At 69.7% G+C, this 15,255-nt stretch carries 18 protein-coding genes; 11 read left to right on the top strand and 7 right to left on the bottom strand.

Going from position 1 to position 15,255, the window contains the following annotated elements; translation table 11 throughout:
• Positions 1–6 precede the first annotated feature (6 nt).
• Genes AF1_RS02435 through AF1_RS02425 form a run of 3 tightly spaced genes read left to right on the top strand, consistent with a single transcriptional unit; the run spans position 7 to position 2,897 of the window.
• Positions 7–1,305: a polysaccharide deacetylase family protein gene (locus AF1_RS02435; RefSeq protein WP_067793238.1), complete on the top strand. Its 1,299-nt coding sequence runs from the start codon at positions 7–9 to the stop codon at positions 1,303–1,305.
• Positions 1,302–2,108, top strand: a complete 807-nt coding sequence (locus AF1_RS02430; protein WP_067793237.1) for a polysaccharide deacetylase family protein — start codon at positions 1,302–1,304, stop codon at positions 2,106–2,108. The genes AF1_RS02435 and AF1_RS02430 overlap by 4 nt, the downstream gene beginning before the upstream one ends.
• Before the next feature lie 3 nt (positions 2,109–2,111).
• Positions 2,112–2,897, top strand: a complete 786-nt coding sequence (locus tag AF1_RS02425; RefSeq protein ID WP_067793235.1) for a hypothetical protein — start codon at positions 2,112–2,114, stop codon at positions 2,895–2,897.
• Between the two features lie 27 nt (positions 2,898–2,924).
• Here the strand turns inward: AF1_RS02425 and AF1_RS02420 are convergent, their stop codons facing one another.
• The 4 genes from AF1_RS02420 to AF1_RS02405 all read right to left on the bottom strand — a co-directional run bounded on the left by AF1_RS02420 (position 2,925) and on the right by AF1_RS02405 (position 6,851).
• Positions 2,925–3,464 (bottom strand): NUDIX hydrolase, encoded by a 540-nt coding sequence (locus AF1_RS02420; protein WP_131732342.1) that lies wholly within the window; start codon positions 3,462–3,464, stop codon positions 2,925–2,927.
• Entirely contained in the window at positions 3,461–4,672 is a 1,212-nt protein-coding gene (locus tag AF1_RS02415; protein ID WP_131732341.1) for a hypothetical protein, read from the bottom strand. Before AF1_RS02415 ends, AF1_RS02420 begins: the two co-directional genes overlap by 4 nt.
• Complete coding sequence (locus AF1_RS02410) at positions 4,666–5,631, bottom strand: Rossmann-fold NAD(P)-binding domain-containing protein (RefSeq protein WP_067793226.1); 966 nt, start codon at positions 5,629–5,631, stop codon at positions 4,666–4,668. The genes AF1_RS02415 and AF1_RS02410 overlap by 7 nt, the downstream gene beginning before the upstream one ends.
• 257 nt (positions 5,632–5,888) lie before the next feature.
• Positions 5,889–6,851 (bottom strand): helix-turn-helix transcriptional regulator, encoded by a 963-nt coding sequence (locus AF1_RS02405; protein ID WP_067793225.1) that lies wholly within the window; start codon positions 6,849–6,851, stop codon positions 5,889–5,891.
• A gap of 98 nt (positions 6,852–6,949) precedes the next feature.
• Here AF1_RS02405 and AF1_RS02400 point away from each other — a divergent pair, with 98 nt between their 5' ends.
• Positions 6,950–7,474: a DinB family protein gene (locus AF1_RS02400; protein ID WP_067793223.1), complete on the top strand. Its 525-nt coding sequence runs from the start codon at positions 6,950–6,952 to the stop codon at positions 7,472–7,474.
• Between the two features lie 138 nt (positions 7,475–7,612).
• Complete coding sequence (locus tag AF1_RS02395) at positions 7,613–8,332, top strand: SDR family NAD(P)-dependent oxidoreductase (protein WP_067793222.1); 720 nt, start codon at positions 7,613–7,615, stop codon at positions 8,330–8,332.
• 27 nt (positions 8,333–8,359) lie between these two features.
• Here AF1_RS02395 and AF1_RS02390 read toward each other — a convergent pair whose 3' ends face one another.
• Positions 8,360–9,379, bottom strand: a complete 1,020-nt coding sequence (locus tag AF1_RS02390; protein WP_067793221.1) for a TerC family protein — start codon at positions 9,377–9,379, stop codon at positions 8,360–8,362.
• Positions 9,380–10,195: 816 nt separating this feature from the next.
• On the bottom strand, positions 10,196–10,558 hold the full coding sequence (locus AF1_RS32920) for a DsrE family protein (RefSeq protein ID WP_084262360.1): 363 nt from the start codon (positions 10,556–10,558) through the stop codon (positions 10,196–10,198).
• 216 nt (positions 10,559–10,774) lie between these two features.
• Between AF1_RS32920 and AF1_RS02375 the strand changes: the two genes are divergently transcribed.
• From AF1_RS02375 to AF1_RS02360, 4 genes are all read left to right on the top strand, one after another.
• Positions 10,775–11,263 carry a heme-binding beta-barrel domain-containing protein gene (locus tag AF1_RS02375; RefSeq protein WP_067793215.1) on the top strand — a complete coding sequence of 163 codons (489 nt, stop codon included), beginning with the start codon at positions 10,775–10,777 and terminating at the stop codon, positions 11,261–11,263.
• A gap of 320 nt (positions 11,264–11,583) precedes the next feature.
• Positions 11,584–12,000, top strand: a complete 417-nt coding sequence (locus AF1_RS02370) for a Fur family transcriptional regulator (protein WP_067793213.1) — start codon at positions 11,584–11,586, stop codon at positions 11,998–12,000.
• Positions 12,001–12,010: 10 nt separating this feature from the next.
• Complete coding sequence (gene ygfZ / locus AF1_RS02365; RefSeq protein WP_067793211.1) at positions 12,011–12,991, top strand: CAF17-like 4Fe-4S cluster assembly/insertion protein YgfZ; 981 nt, start codon at positions 12,011–12,013, stop codon at positions 12,989–12,991.
• Between the two features lie 99 nt (positions 12,992–13,090).
• Positions 13,091–13,570 (top strand): hypothetical protein, encoded by a 480-nt coding sequence (locus tag AF1_RS02360; protein ID WP_067793210.1) that lies wholly within the window; start codon positions 13,091–13,093, stop codon positions 13,568–13,570.
• Here AF1_RS02360 and dtd read toward each other — a convergent pair.
• Positions 13,567–13,992 carry a D-aminoacyl-tRNA deacylase gene (gene dtd / locus AF1_RS02355; RefSeq protein ID WP_067793364.1) on the bottom strand — a complete coding sequence of 142 codons (426 nt, stop codon included), beginning with the start codon at positions 13,990–13,992 and terminating at the stop codon, positions 13,567–13,569. The two genes, AF1_RS02360 and dtd, sit on opposite strands and share 4 nt — an antisense overlap.
• A 20-nt stretch (positions 13,993–14,012) precedes the next feature.
• Here dtd and AF1_RS02350 point away from each other — a divergent pair, with 20 nt between their 5' ends.
• A complete protein-coding gene (locus tag AF1_RS02350) occupies positions 14,013–14,840 on the top strand; it encodes a beta-keto acid cleavage family enzyme (protein ID WP_067793207.1) in 828 nt (275 codons plus the stop codon).
• A gap of 17 nt (positions 14,841–14,857) precedes the next feature.
• A partial coding sequence (locus tag AF1_RS02345; protein ID WP_174548809.1) for an asparaginase occupies positions 14,858–15,255 on the top strand: 398 nt, incomplete at its 3' end.

Raw genomic sequence — 15,255 nt, 5'->3', positions numbered from 1 at the left:
AGTCCGATGATGCATCCACGAATCCTTCTCCTCTTCGCCACGACGCTGGTCACCGCGTTCGTCCTCGTCCCGGCGCCCGCACGCGCCGAAACCGGCACGGTCGTGTCGCTGACGTTCGACGACGGGTCGCAGGACCAGTACGACAACGCCCGTCCGGTGCTCGCCGGCCACGGAATGAAAGGGACGTTCTTCATCAACAGCGCGCGGGTCGGGACGTCCGGCTACATGACGCAGGCGGAGATCGAGTCGCTGGAGTCCGCCGGGAACGAGATCGCCGGGCACACCATCACGCACGCCGACCTGCCCACGCTGTCCGTCGCCGAGCAGCAGCGGCAGGTCTGCGACGACCGCGTCGCGTTACTGAACATGGGCTTCACCATCAAGAACTTCGCCTACCCGTACGGGAACGCCGACGGTACGTCCGAGCAGGTGGTGCACGACTGCGGCTACAACAGCGCCCGGACGGTCGGCGGGGTCGTCTCGCCCGGCAGCTGCAACGGGTGCGGCTACGCCGAGACGATCCCGCCCGCCGACGCCTACTTCACCCAGACCCCCGACTCGGTCAAAACGGACACGACGCTCGCCCAGCTCCAGGGCTACGTCACCCAGGCGGAAACGCACGGCGGGGGATGGGTGCAGCTCGTCATCCACCACGTCTGCAACGGCTGCGACAACACCTATGCCATCAGCCCGTCCACCCTCTCATCGTTCCTCGACTGGCTGGCGCCGAGATCGGCGAACGGGACGCAGGTGAAGACGGTCGACCAGGTCATCGGCGGAAGCCTGCAACCACCCGTCGACGGGCCGCCGTCGCCGACGAGCGTTCAGAACCCGTCGCTGGAGACCGCGACCGGCAACGTCCCCGACTGCTTCCAGCTCGGCGGATACGGGAGTAACACCTACACCTGGTCGCGGACGAGCGCCTCGCATACCGGGCAGTACGCCGAGCGGGTCGACGTCACCGCGTACACCGACGGCGACCGGAAGCTCGTCACGAAACAGGACGCCGGCACCTGCGCGCCCGCCGCGACACCAGGCCACGCATACCGGCTCGGGGTCTGGTACAAGGGCACCTGGTCGTCGGCGGTGCACGCCAAGATGAGCATCTACTACCGCAGCGCCACCGGAGTATGGACGTTCTGGACGAACGGTCCCACCCTCACGCAGACGAACACCTGGCAGCAGACGCTCGTCACGACTCCCGCCGTGCCCTCGGGCGCCACCAACATCAGCTTCGGCGTCGCGCTGCCCGGCGTCGGCACCCTCATCGTCGACGACTTCTCCCTTATGGATCAGGGCCTATGACGAGGAAGAAGAGGACGGCCGGGCCCACGCGGCCCGGCCGTCCCACCCGCCGCGAACGGCACCCGCGCCGACAGCTGCGCCGCCACCTGCTCGAACTGGGCTTCGGCGCCCTCGCACTCGCCGCGATCACTCCACTCGCCCAGGACGCGCTGTTCCCGCAGCCCAGCGGTGGTGACACCGCCCGCGCCAAGACCGTCGTCTCCCGCGCCATGCTCCAGAACGCCGACACGAGCAACGTGTGCAGGCGCGGACGGGTCGCTCTCACCTTCGACGACGGCCCCGACGTCTACACGCCGCAGATCCTTGAGGTCCTGCGCGCCTACAACGTCCGCGCCACGTTCTTCATGATGGGCGAGAAGGCCACCGCGCATCCGGACCTGGTCCGCGCGGTCGTCGCCGGCGGGCATCTCGCCCAGAACCACAGCTGGGACCACCCGCACATGACCGACCTCGACACCGCCGCCGTCCGCCGCCAGCTCGCCGACACCAACGCCGCGATCACCCGCGCGGGTGCGCCGCGCCCCACCCAGTTCCGGCCGCCGTTCGGCGACACCGACGGCATCGTGGACGGCCAGGCCCGCGCGCTCGGGTTGCGAGTCGTCCGCTGGTCGGTCGATACCACCGACTGGCGCGGGCGGCGTCCCGCCGACATCGCCGCCACCGTCCTCGACCAGGCGGTCCCCGGCTCGGTGGTGCTGATGCACGACGGCGTCGCCAACTCCGCCACCACCATCGAGGCCCTCCCGACGATCATCAGCGGGCTTCGCGCGCGCGGTTTCTGCACGGCGCTCGACACGGGGTAGCCGATGCCCTCCCGGCAGGCCATCATCGCGGGGGCCCTCGCCGTCGCCGCGATCCCCCCGGCCGTCTGGTCGGTGACCGGTGGCCTCGGCTCCGGCGGCGCGGACTTCGCGCCCGCGACGTCCGGACGCGACCGGCTGATCACCAACGAGTACGCGCACTGGAACCCCCGCGCCTCCGACGCGCGCCGCTCCCCGGACTGGGACGTGACCAGCGGATCCTTCTTCGCCCGGAACGGCGTCGGCTGGTCGGGTCCGCCCGACGGCGCCACCCCCGACGCCCGGTCGTCCACCGGCACGGGGTCGAGCGTGTTCCGGATGAACACGCGCCGTACCGACTTCGACGACGTCCAGGTCACGCTGAGGATCCGCACCCTGCGGTTCGTGGCCGGCGGCGGGCGCGCACCGACCAGGCCGAGCGACGGCGTCCACCTGATGCTGCGCCGCCAGGACCAGACCGAGCTCTACGTGGCTTCGCTGAACCGGCGGGACGGGCTGCTGGTGGTGAAGAAGAAGCTGACCGGCGGCACCGAGAACGGCGGCACCTACGTCACACTCGGCCAGGTCCGGGCCCCGTTCCGGTTCGGTGCGTGGCAGTCGTTCGGCGTCCGGATCACCTCCAACGGCCGCTCACTGGTCACCATCGCCGTCTCCCGGAACGGCCGCGAACTGCTGGAGGCCGTGGACGGCGGCGAGCACGGCCCGCCGATCGCCCGCTCCGGTTCGATCGGCCTGCGTGCCGACAACTGCGAGTTCGAGTTCACGGCCCTGCGCGTCCACCCACTGCGTTGACTTGCGGCCTGTCGCCCAAGACCGCGGTCAGGTGAAGTGGAAACCGGCGATGAGCAGGCCGCACAGGGTCAGGCTGTCGGTGATCCGGCCCTGCCGGTATATCTCGCCCAGGCGGTTCGCGGCGACCGACGCGGTACTGCCCAGGTCTTCTTCGCTGTGCTCGGCGATGTCGCCCCCGAAGGTCCCGTCGGGGGCCGAGCCGGAGAACACGTAGACCTTCTGGTCGCTCAGGCCGGGCAGGGCGTAGAACCAGCCGCGCTCTTGGAGATCGTCGCATCGGACACCGGTCTCCTCGCGCAGTTCGCGCCGCGCCGCGCCGGCGGGGGACTCGCCGCCGTCGATCCCGCCCATCGGAAGCTCAAGGGACCATTCGCCGGTCGGGTAGCGGAAGCTGTTGAGCATCAGGAGGTTCCCGCCGGGGGACTTCACGCTGATGACGACCGAGTCCGGGCGTTCGACGACACCGTAGATCCCGGGCTTTCCGCTGCGGTTGATCCTGTCCTCGTAGACGGTGAGCCAGGGGTTGGTGTAGACGACTTTCCGAGACACCCGGGTGAGTGCGCTCAATTTTCCGGACCTCCTTGCCGCAGGAACCCGTGTTCCCGGTCGCTCGCGAACATCCGTAAGGTCAGGTCAAGGCACAGCAGGGACTGGGGTTCGAAGTCCTCGGCCTTGACGCCGCACCTGTCCCAGGCGAACTCCATGTCCTCGGCGTCCAGGTTGACGAGGAGGTTCTTGGAGTCCCAGACGTAGCGTTCGATCGCCCGGACGCCGGTGTCGAAAACCGTGTTCTCCCGGGCGTTCTTGGCCGTCAGGAGTTTCATGATGGCTCTGGAGTCCGAGTCGGTCTCCCAGGCCAGGAGGATGTCGAAGGCACCCGTGTTCGTGTTGCGAACCACGCCCAGCATGCGCAGATTGCGCGGGTCGGCGCGCACATGGCCGATCTCTCTGAGCGTCTCGTGCTCCGCCGTCAGGCAGGGGTTCAGTATCGACTCACCGTCGAGATCGACGGTGCCGCAGAAACCGCTGACCGAGACGTCCCAGCGGTTCCGGGCGAAGAGGACGTTGACTCCCCGCCTTCTGAGCAGGATCTTCCGGTCCGAGGTGATGAGGCAGAGCTGTGTTCCCAGCAGCCCCACGCGGCCTTCCCGCCATTCGCTGCGTATCGCCGGGTCGACGTTGGGTAAGCGGCTGATCCGCCGCATGACCGACTCCCGGACGGTCGCGGGCGAAACGGGATCGCTGACGAGAGCGATCAGGGAATAGTCGACCCGGACGACCTCCATCTCGTAGGGGCCGCCCGGATGCCTCTGCTTGGGCAGGGTGACGGGAAGAAAACGGACCGCGTCGTAGTAGCCCATGAGACCGGTGGCTTCGCGCCGCATGTTCAGGTCGACGAAGGTCGATACCACCTGCGGTGTCGCCTGGAGTTCGGCGTCCCGGACCGTGACCTTCAACCCGAGGGCCCCGATCGCCTCGCGCGCCAGTATCTCCAGGTCGCCGCGTCCGGAAACCGGCTGCTCGATCTCATTCGCCGTATTATGTGAACCTGCACGGTCGATGACTCTTCTGCTGATCACAGTCCTGATGCCACCTGCACATATCCCGAGACCGGCGAATCCGCAAACTATATAGGCTGCAATGTGCCACGTCAAACTTTCGATCAGATGCGGAGATAGTGCGAGAACGGCGGCTATGAGAATTCCAGCCAAGATCTGGACAAAGGTGTCGTGGAATACCTTTTGCCACCATTTCTCGCCGCGCTCTCCTAGCATCCATCCGCCCCCGGGACGCCCTGGCAGCCGCCCAGCAGCGCGGTTGCGGCGGTGTCCGTCGGAACCGTGCGCCCGCCCGACAAGGCCAGTAACTCGCTCGTCGCGGCGAGGTTCTCCCCATGGTCCTTCATCTGCTGGTTGGTGAGCTGCGCGCCCCTGAGCACATGACCGGCGACACCGAGATCCGCGCACATGCCGAGGAGCGCCGACAGGTCTTTGGGGAGGCACCACTTTCCGAAGGAACCGCCGGGCACGCGCAGCGTGGTGGCGAATCTATCCCGCGAGGTGATCTCCCTGGCGAGCTCAACGAAGAACCGGCGCTGCATCCCCAGCGCGTCGGACAGTTGCAGATACTCGTTCCACAGGCTGATGAGCACGGCGTCGATCGAGTTCTCGATATATTTCAGCAGCTCCACGGCCTCGTACGACGTGGACACATACCTCGGGGCGCCGGTGAACTCCTTGTAGACCTCGTCCAGGACCTCAGTTGCCTCGCTCGGGCCCGCATAGGCGATTCTGGGCGGGCGGTCGCTGTCCTCCCACTGGGTGGCCTTGGATAAGAAACTCGGGTTGACGGCATACGGCGTGTGTTCGAACTCCGCCGAAAACCTGGCCGCCGAACCCGGTGGGCAGGTGCTTCGCTGGACGATCACCGGCGGATGACGTCTCCAGGCGGGGCGGGATTCCAGTGATGAAAGCCCGCGGACGACCTCTTCCATGATGCTGAGGTCGGCATGACCGGTCACCTCGTCAGGATCGGTGGGAACGCAGATGAAGACGATGTCCATGCCGCTGAGCTCTGCAAGCCGGTCGATGACGGCATGTGCGCCAAAAGAATCGGCGACATTGCCCCGGGCGGCTTTGCTGATATCGACGCCGAAGACGGAGTGCCCCCTGATTTGGAAGGCTTTCAGTGTGTTGAATCCGACGTTTCCGCATCCGATCGCACAGACCTGCACGGCGCCTCCGGGCTGCTGGTCCCCCTCCGCATTGGTACCATATATGCGGGAGATTTCCAGCGACGACCATTTTTGTGGTGGCCGAATCTGCTGTTTCGGAGACCTCTGTGCGTCCGGATTTCGGGATCAAGAGCAAACGGCCGTGGTGGAGATCCATTTGTCACGTTGCAAGCACGGTGGCAATGCCGATCCCAAGTTTGATCTCGGCCCGCGGTGACGGCGTTTCAGATCATTTCGGCGGCCGGGCTCAGAGCCGTTCAGCGTGAGCATGCGCGGATGAAACGGGTGCCCCAGTCGTGCAGCCGGGCTCGCAGTTCGGGGGGTTCCAGGACGCGGAAGTCGGCTCCGGCCACGCCCAGGGCCATGATCGCCCAGTTCAGGGAGTCGGTGGTGAGGGTGACGCGGCACTGCTCGGCGTCCACCTCCTCGACCGTGCTCCATCGGCCGATCCGTTCGCGCACGACCGCGGCCGGGGCGTCGATCAGTGCCTCCACCCGGTGCGGGTGCGGTATCTCCCTCAGGGCGCCGCGGACGAACTCGGCGGCGTCGGCGGCGGGCAGGTCGCGGGGCCGGAACCGGGCGCCGGTGGCCTCCGGTCCGGTGAGCCGGTCGACCCGGAAGGTGCGCCAGTCGTGCCGGTCGAGGTCGTAGGCGACCAGATACCAGCGGCGGCCGAGCGGAACGAGGCGGTACGGCTCGACCTGCCGGTCGGTCCGGTGACCTTGAGCGGCGGTGTAGCGGAAGCGGAGCCGTTCACTGTCCCGGCAGGCGAGCGCGATCACGGTGAGGACGGCCGGGTCGATGTCCGGCGCGGCGGACCCTCCCCAGCCGGCGGGCACCGTCATCGCACGCAGCGCCTCCACCTGGCGGCGCAGCCGGACCGGCATCACCTGCACCACCTTCGCCAGCGCCCGCACCGACGACTCGGCGATGCCCTCCACCGCGCCCTGCGCCGCGGCCTGCAGGCCCACGGCCAGCGCGACCGCCTCCTCATCGTCGATCACCAGCGGCGGCAGGGCCGCGCCGGCGGCCAACTGGTAGCCGCCGTCGACGCCGCGCTGCGCCTCGACCGGATAGCCCAGCTCACGCAGCCGGTCGACGTCCCGGCGCAGGGTGCGGACGGAGACGCCCAGCCGATCGGCCAGCTCCGTCCCGGACCAGTACCGATGGGTCTGCAACAACGACAGGAGCCGCAGCGTCCGGGAGCTCGTGTTCGCCATGGTCCCGATTCTCCGGTAATTCAGGCCGGAAAGTGGCCGCAATGGTTCCTAGCGTGGTCGTTGACCGACGAGGCGGGAAACGACGAAGGGCGGCGGACATGACCGTGAACGAGCAGATGACGGGCGAGCGCACCGACCTGCTGGCGATGCTCGCGAAGCACCGGCACTTCCTGCGCTTCACCACCCGCGACCTCACCGACGAGCAGGCCGGGCTGCGGACCACCGCCAGCGAGCTGTGCCTGGGCGGCCTCATCAAGCACGTCACCTCGGGCGAGCGGAACTGGGCGAACTTCATCCTGGACGGCCCGTCCGCGATGGGCGACTTCACCGAGATGACCGAGGAGGACTGGCAGCGGCGGGCGGACGAGTTCCGGATGCTCCCCGGCGAGACGCTGGCCGGTGTCCTGGACGCCTATGCCGAGGTGGCCCGCCGGACGGACGACCTGGTCGCGAGCCTGCCCGACCTGGACGCCGTCCAGCCGCTGCCGAAGGCCCCGTGGTTCACCGAAACGCACTGGTCGGCCCGCCGGGTGTTCATGCACATCATCACCGAGACGGCCCAGCACGCCGGCCACGCCGACATCATCCGCGAGTCCCTGGACGGTGCCAAGAGCATGGGCTGACCACCCCGAAGCGCATCAGGGCCGACTCCGGCGGCTGACCCGCGTGGCGGGGGACGGCGCTCGTCCCCCGCCACGAAACCCGACCGCACGGCGGACCGTCGCCTGATGCGACCGCCTCATCGGCTACCGTCGGTAACCATGACGCTCAACGGAAAGACGGCGCTGGTGACGGGGGGTTCGCGGGGGATCGGGCGGGCCATCGTCCGGCGGCTCGCCCGGGACGGCGCGCGGGTGGTGTTCAGCTTCCGGGAGGACGAGGCCGCCGCGGGCGCGCTCATGCGGGAGGTCCCGGGCACCGAGGCGGTCCGCGCCGACCAGGCGGATCTGGCGAGCATCGAGGCGCTGTTCGAACCCGTCGCGGGCGGGCTGGACGTCCTGGTCAACAACGCCGCCATCAATCCGCCCACCCCGATCCGCGACGTCACCGCCGAGTTGTTCGACCAGGTGATGACGGTGAACGCGAAGTTCCCGCTGCTGGCCATGCGCCGGGCGGAGCCGCTGCTGCGCGACGGCGGGCGGATCGTCAACATCTCGACGCTCAACACCGTCCTCCCGGTCCAGGGCCTGGTGCTGTACTGCGCGAGCAAGGCCGCGCTGGAGCAGTTCACCGCGGTCGCCGCCCGCGAGTTCGGCGGCCGGGGCATCACGGTCAACACCGTCTCGCCGGGTGCGACCGACACCGGCATGCTGCGCGCCACCAACACCCCGGAGGCGCTGGAGCGCACCACGGAGTTCACCGCGCTGGGCCGCCTGGGCGAGCCCGGCGACATCGCCGACGTGGTCGCCTTCCTCGCCGGCCCCGACGCCCGCTGGATCACCGGGCAGAACATCCGCGCCACCGGCGGCCTGCTCCTCTAGGACGGCGGGCGGTCAGCGGGCCATCGGTCAGCGGGCGGCGGGTTCTTCTTCGCGGGGCCGCCTTTCGCGGTGTCCGCGCAGAGCGCCGGCCTTGGCCTTCTCCTCCGGGTGGGCGTGGACGCGGACCAGGCTGGCGGCGGTGGTGAACAGCAGAATCGCCAGGATCACGCCCAGTGAGAACATGGTCGGGATCTCGGGGATCGACCCGGTGACGTCCTCGTGCAGGAACTGCAGGATCAGCTTCACGCCGATGAACGCCAGCACCACCGAAAGGCCGATCGACAGGTAGACCAGGCGTTCCAGGAGCCCTTTGACGAGGAAGTAGAGGGCGCGCAACCCGAGCAGCGCGAACGCGTTGGCGGTGAAGACCAGGAACGCGTCCCGGGTCACCCCGAACACGGCGGGAATGGAGTCGAGCGCGAAAAGGACGTCCGTGCTGCCGATGGCGACGAACACCAGCAGCAGCGGCGTCATGACGCGCTGCCCGTCCTCGCGGGCGAGCATCCGCCCGCCGTGGAAACCCTCGCTCAGCGGCAGCAGCGCGCGGGCGCGGCGGACGAGGAAGGTGTCCTCGACGTCGGGTTCCTCGTTGCGGTGCCGGATGAGCTGCACCGCCGTCCAGATCAGCACGAGACCGAAGACCAGGAAGGTGAAGGAGAACAGGTTGATCGCCGCCGCGCCGATCGCGATGAGGACGCTGCGCAGCGCCAGCGCGGCGGCGATGCCGAACAGCAGCGTCTTCTGCTGGTACTCCGCCGGCACCGCGAACCGGGCCATGATGATCACGAAGACGAAGAGGTTGTCGACCGACAGGCTCTTCTCGACGATGTAGCCGGAGAAGAACTCCGTCCCCGCCGTCGACCCGCCGAGCAGCCAGAGCGCGCCGCCGAACAGGACCGAGACGGCGACATAGAAGACCGACCAGGAGGCGGCCTCCCGCAACCCCACCGCGTGCGGCCGCCGCACGGCGACGAAGAAATCGAGGACGAAGAGCGCGGTGATCAGACCGATCGTCGCACCCCAGGCCCACAGGGGTATGTCGAGCATCCGGCCGGTTCCTCCTGGATGGGGGCGTCGGCTGAGCTATATATCCATTCTGTGGCCCTTCTACCGCCCGGGACGCGTGGTCCCGCCGTCCCCGGGCCGGATCGGGGAAGGTGCTCAGGCGGGTCTGAGTAGGCGGACGGATGTGCCCACGCCGGGCGAAACGCCATGCTGACCGGCATGGACACATCCCGATGGCGACCGCTCGCACTCGCCGCCAAGGCGGCCCTGGCCGTGCTGCTGGGGCTCGCCGTGGCCTTCCCCGACTGGGACCGGTTCGCGGACAAGGCGATGGGCGTCCGGGTGGCCGCCTACCCCGCCGCCGTCATGCTCGTCACCCTGATCTGGGCGCTGCGCGGCCGGGCCCGGCCCTTCCCCTGGGACGTCGATCTCCTCGTGACGCTCCCCTTCGTCGTGGACGTCGCCGGGAACGCCGCCGACCTCTACGACACGGTCGCCTGGTTCGACGACGCCTGCCACTTCGGGAACTGGGCACTGCTGAGCGCCGGCGCCGGTGTCGCGCTTGGCCGCCGGGGCGGCCTCAAGCCGTGGGTGTTGGCCCTGACCTGCGCGGGGGCGGGCGCCATCGCGGCCATCCTCTGGGAGTTCGCCGAGTACGGGGTGTTCATCCTCGACACGCCGGAAACCGTCACGATCTACCGCGACACGATCGGCGACCTCATGCTCGGCCTGGCCGGCTCCACCGTCGCGGGCCTGGCCGTCGCGGCTCTCGCCCGCCGGGACCGGCGAACGCCCGAGGCTTGGCGGGGCCTCGGCCAGGACACGGGCCTGGAGGCCGTCGTCCACCTCCTGGACGTCTCAGTACACCAGCGCCTGGACATCGTCCATGGTGACCTCTTCGACGAAGGTCGGGGCGCCGGCGATGCGGACACCGGGCAGGACGTCGTCCGGGCCGATGTCCCGGCGGGCAGCGCACTGGGTGCAGAGGGTGACGCGCCCGGTGGTGAGGATCACGGTGAGCAGGTCGTCCAGGGGGGTGGCGTGCGGCAGTGAGAACTCGGCGGCCCGCCCCGGCAGCGCGAACCACGCCGACTCCCCGGTCAGCCACAGCGAGACCGGTACGCCGCTCGCCGCGGCGGCCGCCGCCACGGTGAACGCCTGGTTGCATCGTTCGGGGGCGTCCGCCCCCACCGTCACCTTGATCACCAGCGGTCTGGCCATAGCCGCACTCTAACCCGCCGATGCCCGTAGCATCCTGCGGTGTGGGTGGCATGGTGAACGCGGGGATCCTCGTCCTCGCCCTCGGACTCATGGCGGTCGCCGCCGTCCTCCTCGTGATCCGGCTGAGCCGGCTGAAATAGGACGGCCCCGGTCACGGGTCCGGTGATCGCCCGGCGGGGACGCGCGGCCTCCGGGACGCCGCTACGCTCGGTTTCCATGGATGTTCCTGAGCTGCACCCGGACCTTGAGCCTCTGAAGTTCCTGCTCGGCACCTGGGAGGGCGCCGGCGTGGGCGGCTATCCCACGATCGAGTCGTTCAACTTCGGCCAGGAACTGTCCTTCACCCATGTCGGGAAGCCTTTTCTGATCTATGCGAGCCGGTCCTGGATGATCGAGGAGGACGGCACGCTCGGCCGTCCGCTCGCCATGGAGACCGGGTACTGGCGGCCGCGTCCGGACCACCAGGTCGAGGTGACGCTGGCGCACCCGACCGGCATCATCGAGATCTACGTCGGCAACGTGGCGTTCAACCGGGTGGAACTGCACACCGACGTCGTCGCGCGGACGGAGTCGGCCAAGGAGGTCACCGGCGGCCACCGCCTGTACGGGCTGATCGGGGAGGACCTCGGCTGGGCGTACGACATGGCGGCCGTCGGCCACAAGCTCCAGTCGCATCTGTCGGCGCAGCTCAAGAAGGTGTCCTGACGGCCCCGGGCACAGCCCCTGGAAATGAACGATCCCCGGACCTCCCGCCGGATGGCGGGGCGATGGACAGGACGGGTCCATCGGTCCGGGGATCGGGTAACTGCCTGGTATTCGCCGGTCACCGTCGCGACCGGAGGCCGCCGCAGGGCGGCGGCGCCGAGGCGGGATGGCGACTAGCGGACAGCCACCTCGCGAGTCCTAGAATCAACCATTTCTTGGACCACCTCCTTTCGCGCGTACTCGCAACGTATGCGAGCGCGGCCGGTGAGGCAAGCAGTTTTTCTCCGTGGGCACACGCGGCCGGGATCTAGACTCGATGCATGGTCGAGTCGTGGCAGGAGGAGCTGAGGGCCAAGGGGTACCGGGTCACCCCTCAGCGCCAGCTGGTCCTTGAGGCGGTCACCAACCTGGAGCACGGGACCCCCGAGGAGATCTGCACCGAGGTGCAGCGCACCGCCCGCGGCGTCAATATCTCCACCGTGTACCGGACGCTCGAACTCCTCGAAGAGCTCGGGCTGGTCAAGCACGCCCATCTCGGGCACGGCCCGCCGAACTATCATCTCGCCGCCGAAGCGGAGCACATCCACCTCGTCTGCCGTGGCTGCCACACCGTGGAGGACGTCGACCCGCGCGCGGCGGCCGGGCTCGCGGACGTCCTGCGGCGCGACTTCGGCTTCGAAACGGACGTGCACCACCTCACCGTGTACGGGCGGTGCAAGGAGTGCCGCTCCACATAGTCTGGACGGCATGGAGAGCCCGCTGCTGCAGTCGCCCGGAGCCGTCGCCGCCGATGCGCCCGATCAGGAGGTCGCCGCGCACTACGGGGATCCGACGCGGGAGCAACGCGCACTGGAAGCGGGGACGGCGTTCGTCGACCGGAGCAACCGGGGCGTCGTCCGCGTCTGCGGCCCGGACCGGCTGCGCTGGCTGCACAGCCTCCTCAGCCAGCACCTGGAGTCGCTGAAGCCGTTCGAGCCGACCGAGGCGCTGCTGCTGGACCCGAAGGGCCACATCGAGCACCATCTCTTCGTCATCGACGACGGCGAGGCCACGTGGGCGCACGTGGAGCCGGGCGCCGCGCCGTCCCTGGTGGAGTTCCTCGACCGGATGCGGTTCATGCTGCGCGTCGAGGTCGCCGACGTGTCGGACGCGTACATGGTCGTCACCGGGCCGTCCGGTGCCGGCGGCCTGGCCTGGCCCGACGTCGCCGGGACGGCGACGCGGATCGTGCCGCGCGGCGAGTTCCCCGAGGGGCTCGGGCCGGCCGGCATCTGGGCGTACGAGGCGCTGCGGATCGCCGAGCACAGGCCGCGGTTCGGCCGCGACACCGACGCGCGGACGATCCCGCACGAGGCGGGTTATGTCGAGACGGCCGTCCATCTGAACAAGGGCTGCTACCGGGGGCAGGAGACGGTGGCGCGCGTCCACAACCTCGGCCGGCCCCCGCGCCGCCTGGTGTTCCTGCACCTGGACGGCAGCGTGGACCGGCTGCCCGCGCACGGCGACCCGGTCGAGATTCCCGGCGGCCGGACGATCGGCTTCGTCGGCTCCGCGGCCCGGCACCACGAGCTGGGGCCGATCGCGCTGGCGACGGTGAAGCGGAACGTTCCGGTGGACGCGGAACTGCTGGCCGGCGGGGTCGCGGCGGCGCAGGAGGTCGTCGTGTCGCCGGACACCGGGGCGAACGCGCAGATCGCGTTGCGGCGGCGTCCCGCGGCACACGGGTAGCCCCACGGCACACGGGTAGCAACGCACCCCTCTGGGCGAATATCGTCGGACATAGACGATTTATGACGGCCGCCGCCCGGGGAAGGTGGAATCCTACCTATGGTCGCGAACCTTGGGAAGCGGGACAGGGCGGCCAGGAGGGGGACCCGGCGCCGCCCGCGCCGGGAGTCCGCGCTGGTGTGGTGGGCCCTGTTCGCGGCGCTGGGCGGGGTCGCCTGGTGGCTGCACTCGTGGCGGGTCGCGCTGCTCGTCCTGCTCGGCTGGTGCTTCTACCAGTTCGCGTTCGTCCCGACCGTGTGCCGGGTGTCGACACGGCGGGGCGCCGGCTGCACCGAACGCACCAGGGGACGGCTGTTCGCCTGCGGCCCCGGCCATCAGCGGCTCAGGAACGACGCGCTGTGGCGGCTCGCCGGTCTCCGCGCCCCCTTCCGGAAGCGGTCTCCGCGGGACGAGAACGAGACCGGCGCCGTTCCCCCGGACGTCCGCGGTCGCCTCGCCCTGCCCGACCGGCTCCTGATCCTTCTCGCCGCCGCCGGGACGATCGCCGTCCTGGCCGGCCTCGTGCACGGATTCCGCTAGACCTCGACGATCAGCGTGATCGGGCCGTCGTTGACGAGCGCGACCTTCATGTCCGCACCGAACTCGCCCGTCTCGACCTTGGCGCCGAGGGCGCGCAACTCGCGGACGACGGCGTCCACGAGGGGCTCGGCGACGTCCCCGGGCGCGGCGGCCGTCCACGACGGGCGGCGGCCCTTGCGGGCGTCCCCGTAGAGAGTGAATTGGCTCACGACGAGGAGCGGCGCGTTCACGTCCGAGCACGACTTCTCGTCCTCCAGGATGCGCAGCCCCCACAGCTTCGCGGCCAGCCTGCGGGCCTTTTCCGGGCCGTCGTCGTGTGTCACGCCCACGAGAACCAGGAGCCCCGGCCCCTCGATCTCGCCCACGACACGTCCCGCCACGGACACGCCGGCCTGGCTCACCCTCTGGACTACTGCACGCATGACCATGCATTCTGCCGCTTATGGGAGCAACGACGCTCATCACGGTGGCGCCCACGGGCGCGGAGTCCGCCAAGGCGGACGTCCCGGCCCTGCCCGTCACCCTGGATGAACTGGTCCAGACGGCCAAGGAGTGCGAGGCGGCCGGCGCGGCCGTGATCCACGTGCACATCCGCGACGACGACGCGCGGCCCACGCTCGACCCGTCCCGGCTGCGGGACACGGTGGCGGCGCTGCGGGAGAGCACGGGACTGATCGTCCAGTTGTCCACGGGCGGTGCGGTCACCGACCCGTACGAGGACCGGTTGCGCGTCCTGGACGCCGAACCCGACATGTGCTCGCTCACCTGCGGGACGGTCAACTTCGGCGACGACGTCTTCATGAACCCGTGGCCGTTCATGGTGGAGCTCTACCAGCGCACCCAGGAACTTGAGGTCGTCCCAGAGTTCGAGCTGTTCGATCTGGGCCAGGTGGCCGCGCTGAACCGGCTGCTGGACAAGCACGGCCTTCCCTACGGCGGCCACGTCCACTGCGACCTGGTGATGGGCGTGCCGGGCGGTATGCCGGGCGACGCCCGGACGCTCGTCGCCGCCGTGGAGGCGCTGCCGGACGGGGCCACATGGTCGGCGACGGGCGTGGGCCGGACGTCCCTGCCCGTCCTGTTCGCGGCCCTGTCGGCCGGCGGCCATCTGCGCGTGGGCATGGAGGACACGCTCACCCTGGCGAAGGGCCGTCCGGTGACGGCGAACGTCCAGCTGGTGGAGCGCGCCGTGCAGGCCGCGCACCTGGCGCAGCGTCCGCCCATGCCTTCTGCGGAGGCCCGCACCCTGCTAGGCATCAAGCCCCGCTGACCGGGGAGGATGCGGGCATGATCAATCCTGTGCTGGTGGAGGTGGAACGGTCCGGGTTCGTGGAGTCCCGGCACCGTGGGGCGGCGATCGGGATCGCCGCGGACGGGGGCGTCACCGTGCGGGCGGGGGAGCCGGAGGCGGTGATCTTCCCGCGGTCGGCGAACAAGCCGATGCAGGCGGTCGCGATGCTGCGGTCCGGGCTCGACCTGGACGACGAGCTGCTCGCGCTGGCCGCGGGCAGCCATTCGGGGGAGGACTTCCACGTCGAGGGAACCGAGAAGATCCTCGCGGGTGCCGGGCTCGTGGCCGGCGACCTGCGCTGCCCGGCCGGCTGGCCGATCGACCCCGAGGTGCAGCAGGAGGTCGCGCGGGTGGGCGGCGGGCCCTCGCGGATGCGGATGAACTGCTCCGGCAA

Origin of the sequence: Actinomadura formosensis NBRC 14204, from assembly GCF_001552155.1 — a bacterium.
Classification (GTDB): domain Bacteria; phylum Actinomycetota; class Actinomycetes; order Streptosporangiales; family Streptosporangiaceae; genus Spirillospora; species Spirillospora formosensis.
This window is presented reverse-complemented; position numbering and strand designations above follow the sequence as displayed.